5 protein-coding genes are annotated in these 5085 nt (G+C 61.5%); all 5 read left to right on the plus strand.

The genetic code is table 11. From position 1 onward, the window contains the following. Positions 1-631: MlaE family ABC transporter permease (locus tag ACRDU5_RS08500; protein WP_526614042.1), on the plus strand; the 631-nt coding region annotated here is incomplete at its 5' end. Between the two features lie 35 nt (positions 632-666). Next, positions 667-1482, plus strand: coding sequence for an MlaE family ABC transporter permease (locus tag ACRDU5_RS08505; RefSeq protein ID WP_526614045.1), 816 nt, complete (start codon positions 667-669; stop codon positions 1480-1482). Positions 1483-1486: 4 nt separating this feature from the next. Continuing rightward, the gene (locus ACRDU5_RS08510) at positions 1487-2809 is read left to right on the plus strand and encodes an MCE family protein (protein ID WP_526614046.1); all 1323 of its coding nucleotides are present in this window, start codon (positions 1487-1489) and stop codon (positions 2807-2809) included. A gap of 26 nt (positions 2810-2835) precedes the next feature. Further along, entirely contained in the window at positions 2836-3864 is a 1029-nt protein-coding gene (locus ACRDU5_RS08515; RefSeq protein WP_526614043.1) for an MCE family protein, read from the plus strand. After that, positions 3861-5085 (plus strand): MCE family protein (locus ACRDU5_RS08520; protein ID WP_526614044.1); only part of this gene is annotated, 1225 nt, incomplete at its 3' end. The genes ACRDU5_RS08515 and ACRDU5_RS08520, both read left to right, overlap by 4 nt.

Here is a 5085-nt window from a genome sequence, read left to right on the forward strand (position 1 = left end):
GGTGTCACTCGTGCCCACCATGATGCTGTCTATTCCCTTCTGCACGCTCGTGGTGTTCATGCTCAATATCTTGCTCGACGAGATCGGGGCTGCCGATTTGTCTGGCAGCGGTGCGGCGCTCTCCACGGTCAATCAGATCGGACCAATCGTGACTGTGGTCGTGGTCGCCGGCGCGGCCGCGACCTCGATGTGCGCTGATCTGGGCGCTCGCACGATCCGCGAAGAGCTGGACGCGATGCGGGTGCTCGGGATCAGTCCTGTTCAGCGGTTGGTTGTGCCGCGGGTGCTGGCGGCCACGCTGGTTGCGTTGATGCTGAACTCTGTGGTCACGTTGGTTGGATTGCTCGGCACGTTCTTCTTCTCGGTGTACGTCCAGAACGTCACGCCGGGTGCGTTTGCAGCCAGCTTGACGCTGCTTGTCGGGATGCCCGAGGTCATCACCGCGATGGTCAAGGCAATGCTGTTTGGACTCGCCGCCAGCTTGATCGCTTGCTACAAAGGCATTTCGGTGGGTGGCGGTCCGCAGGGTGTCGGCAATGCGGTGAATGAAACCGTCGTGTATACGTTCATGGCGCTGTTTGTGATCAACGTGCTGGTGACCGCCGTCGCTCTCAAGGTGGCACCGAAGTGAGCCACAGCCTCGTCCCAAGTCGACCGTACGGACGGCTGGTGCGCATACTGCAAGCTTGGGCCGATGCCTGGAAGCGGCTTGGCCGGCAGGGACAGTTCTATGCCACGACTCTCCGCTCGATCGGGGACGTTTTGGTCAACTACCGCATTGAATTGATCCGTGCCATCGCGGCGATGAGCCTTGGCGTCGGTGCACTGCTGCTAATCGGCGGCACGGTCGTGATCGTGGGTTTCCTGACGATGTTCGCGGGTGCCGTTGTCGCCGTGCAGGGCTATGACGCCCTGTCGAATATCGGCGTAGAGGCCTTGACTGGGTTTGCTTCTGCATACTCCAATACGCGCCTCGCGGCTCCGTTGATAGCAACTGTGGGGCTTGCGGCAACCATCGGTGCCGGGTCGACTGCCCAGCTCGGTGCGATGAGAATCAGCGAGGAGATCGACGCGCTGGAAGTGATGGGTGTGAGGTCAGTGGCGTATCTGGCCTCCAGCCGAGTTGTTGCCGGTGTGATTGTGGTGATACCGCTGTATTGCGTGGCGGTCCTGACGTCGTTCTGGGCGGCGAAGTTCACCACTATTCTCTACGGTCAGTCGGTCGGAGTCTACAACCACTACTTCAACACTTTCCTGATCCCGACGGACTTGATGTGGTCCTTCCTCGTGGTCATCTTCTCCGCGGTTGTCGTGATGCTAATCCACACCTACTACGGCTACAACGCATCCGGTGGTCCGGCGGGCGTGGGAGAGGCCGTGGGCCGAGCGGTGCGCGCATCGCTGGTATTCGCTGTATTCGTCAATTTGTTTGTCTCACTTGCTATTTACGGCCACACCGGCAACTTCAATCTGTCTGGATAGCGTCATGAAGCCTAGGAAAGGAGAGAGCCGAATCTCGCCGGCATGGTGGGCAACGATTCTGGTTGCGGTGATCGTCGGCGCCGTCGCGTTGTCCTGGGCGCTGTTCAATCGGGCCTTCACGGCCTATGTCCCGGTCACCCTGACGTCCGAACGCGCCGGTCTGATGATGGACCCCGGTGGAGTGGTGAAAATGCGTGGTGTCGAGGTGGGCAGGGTCGCGGCCGTCACCCTGGGTGAACAGCAACCCGTAAGGATTCGGCTGGAAATTCATCCCGGACAGATCAAGAACATTCCTGCCAACGTCGAGGCACAGATCACAGCCGCAACGGCATTCGGAGACAAGTACGTGGAGCTCCTTGCTCCCAAAGACCCCAGCCCGGAGCGGCTTTCGGCTGGTGCGCTCTTGTATTCACACAATGTCACCACCGAGGTCAACACGGTGCTAGAAAACCTTGTCGACCTGCTCGACCAGATCGACCCGGCCAAACTGAATGCTGTCCTGACGACGCTGGCCGACGGTCTGCGTGGAAAGGGCGAGAAGATCGGTGAAGCCACCACAGCCGCCAATCAGGTGCTGATGCAGCTGAATCCGCGAAGTGAGACGATCCGACAGGACTTTCGGTCTTTCGCAGGTTTCAGCGACGCCTATGCTACAGCGGCGCAAGACATCCTGGCGACGTTGAACGCGGCGAGTACGACCAGCACGACAATCACCAACCACGCGGCAGCACTTGATGCGCTACTGCTCAACGTGATTGGTTTGTCGGATTCGGGAATTGGTCTGCTTGAGCCGACCAAGGAAAACCTGGTTCGTGCGGTCAACATCCTCGAACCCACCACCAATCTCCTGATGAAGTACCAACCGTCGTACACCTGCTTGCTGGTCGGCTCCAAGTGGTATCTAGACAACTCCGGTTACGCAGCAGCTGGCGGCAACGGTCGGACACTGGTCGTGGACGCCGCGCTGCTGCTCGGTAATGACCCGTACAGCTACCCGGAGCACCTGCCGATCATCGCGGCCAAGGGCGGGCCGGGAGGAAAGCCGGGTTGCGGTTCATTGCCAGATGCATCAAAGAATTTCCCGGTGCGCCAATTGGTCACCAATACCGGTTGGGGCGGAGGGGTCGACATCCGGCAAAACATCGGTCTCGGACATCCCTGTTGGGTCAATTTCTTCCCCGTTACCCGGGTGGTGCCCGAGTCCCAGAGTGTGCGGTGCGAGGGACCGCCCTCACCGGGACTTGTACCGCCGACGCCGGGCCCGCTTTCGCTGCCGCCGGGACCGCCCCCACCGCCGCCTGCGCCACACGGGCCGCCCGCACCCTGACCACACACCGATCCGAGGAAGCTGCGATGAAAGAGGACTTGCGAGCCACACTGTGGCGCGTCGCCGTCTTTCTGGTGGCGTGCATGATCGGCACCTTCGGGATCGTCGCGATCTTCGGCGAGCTGCGGTTCCAAAACGAAAGAACCTACAATGCACAGTTCACCAACGTCAGCGGCCTCAAGGACGGCAACTTCGTCCGAATTGCCGGCGTCGAGGTGGGCAAGGTCGAGAACATCACCGTCAGGGACGACTCCACGGTCAATGTGGAGTTCTCGGTCGACGAATCGGTGGTGCTCACCGAGGGCAATCGGGCGGCGATCCGCTACGAGAACCTGGTTGGGGATCGCTATATGGCCCTCGAAGAAGGCGTCGGCAGCATCACCACGCTAAAGCCGGGGCAGACGATCCCTGCCGAGCGAACCCAGCCGGCGCTTGATCTGAACGCGCTGATCGGTGGCTTCCGTCCGCTGTTTCGGGCCCTCGAACCGGATCAGGTCAACGCGCTGACGGGTCAGTTGATTCAGGCGTTCCAGGGGCAGGGCGCCGTTATCAGTTCATTCCTGGCGCAGACTGCCGCGTTGACTACCACCCTGGCGGACCGTGATCAACTGATCCAGGAGGTGATCGACAACCTCAACACCGTTCTGGGGTCGCTGGGCGATCAAAGCAAGCAGTTCGACGAAGCGGTTGACTCAGTGACACAGCTGGTAGAGGGCCTGGCGGGCCGCCGGACGGAGGTGAGCGACGGGATTGCCAACGTCAACGCGGCCGCGGCGTCTGTCACCGACTTGCTCTCCGAGGTGCGCCAACCATTCCAGGACACGGTGCATCACCTAGACCGGGTCGCCGGGATCGCCGTCGCCGATCACGCATACCTCGACAATCTGCTCAATACGCTGCCGGATAAGTACCAACGGCTTAACAGGTTCGGTCTCTACGGCGACTTCTTCAGTTTCTATCTGTGCGATGCCGTGCTCAAGCTCAATGGAAAAGGTGGGCAGCCGGTATTCATCAAGGTGGCCGGCCAGGTGTCAGGGCGGTGCGCGCCGAAATGAAAAGTTTCTCTGAGCGCAATCCGCTCACCATCGGCGCAATCGGAATTTCGGCGATCGCAGGGCTGGTGCTGTTCGCTCTGCAGTACGACAAGATCCCGTTCTTGTCCACCGGAAAGTCCTACAGTGCCTACTTTGCCGACGCCGGCGCCCTGCAACGCGGCGCGGAAGTGCAGGTGTCCGGCTACCGGGTCGGCCAGGTTTCCGGCGTCAAACTCGACGGGCCGAAGGTTCTGATCGAATTCAAGATCGACGACAAAATCCGCCTGGGCGACCGTGCCGAAGCCGCCATCAAGACCGACACCTTGCTCGGGACCAAAATCGTCCAAGTAATCCCCCGAGGCGACGGGCAGCTGTCACAGACCATTCCGCTCGAGCGCACCACGTCGCCCTACCAATTGCCCGACGCTCTGGGCGATCTGACGATGACGATCAGCGGGTTGAACACCCAACAGCTTTCGGATTCGTTGGCCACGCTGGCGCAGACCTTCCAAAACACCCCGCCCGACTTGCGGATGGCAGTAGCGGGCGTGGAACGATTGTCTAGGACGCTGAATGCTCGGGATCAGCAGCTGCGCAACCTGCTGGCCAACGCCAACAAAGCGACCACCGTGTTGGCGCAACGCAGCGACCAGGTCGTCAGCCTGATCGCCAACACCAACGCGCTGTTGTTGTCGTTGCGAACCCAAAGCGGCGCGCTGGATCAGATCGCCAACAACATCTCCGGGCTCAGCGCGCAGCTGTCGGGGTTCATCGCGGAGAACCGCGAACAGCTGCGGCCCGCGCTCGACAAGCTCAACGGCGTCCTCACGATCGTCGACAACCGCAAACAGCGCGTTCAGGAAGCGATCAAACTACTCAACACCTACGCGATATCACTCGGTGAGTCGGTGTCGTCGGGCCCGTTTTTCAAGGCCTACATCGGAAACTTATTGCCGGGGCAGTTTGTGCAGCCCTTCGTCGACGCCGCCTTCTCGGATCTGGGCCTCGATCCGAACGTGCTGCTGCCATCGGAACGCACCGACCCGCAGACCGGTCAACCGGCGACCCCGGCGCTTCCGGTGCCGTTCCCCCGTACTGGGCAGGGCGGCGAGCCGAGGCTGACGTTGCCGGACGCCATCACCGGCAAGCCTGGCGATCCCCGCTATCCGTATCGGCCGCCACCGCCGGCGCCACCGCCGGGCGGACCACCGCCGGGGCCCCCTGCCGAACCACCACCGGAGA

This window comes from Mycobacterium sp., assembly GCF_050701515.1.
Lineage (GTDB): Bacteria > Actinomycetota > Actinomycetes > Mycobacteriales > Mycobacteriaceae > Mycobacterium.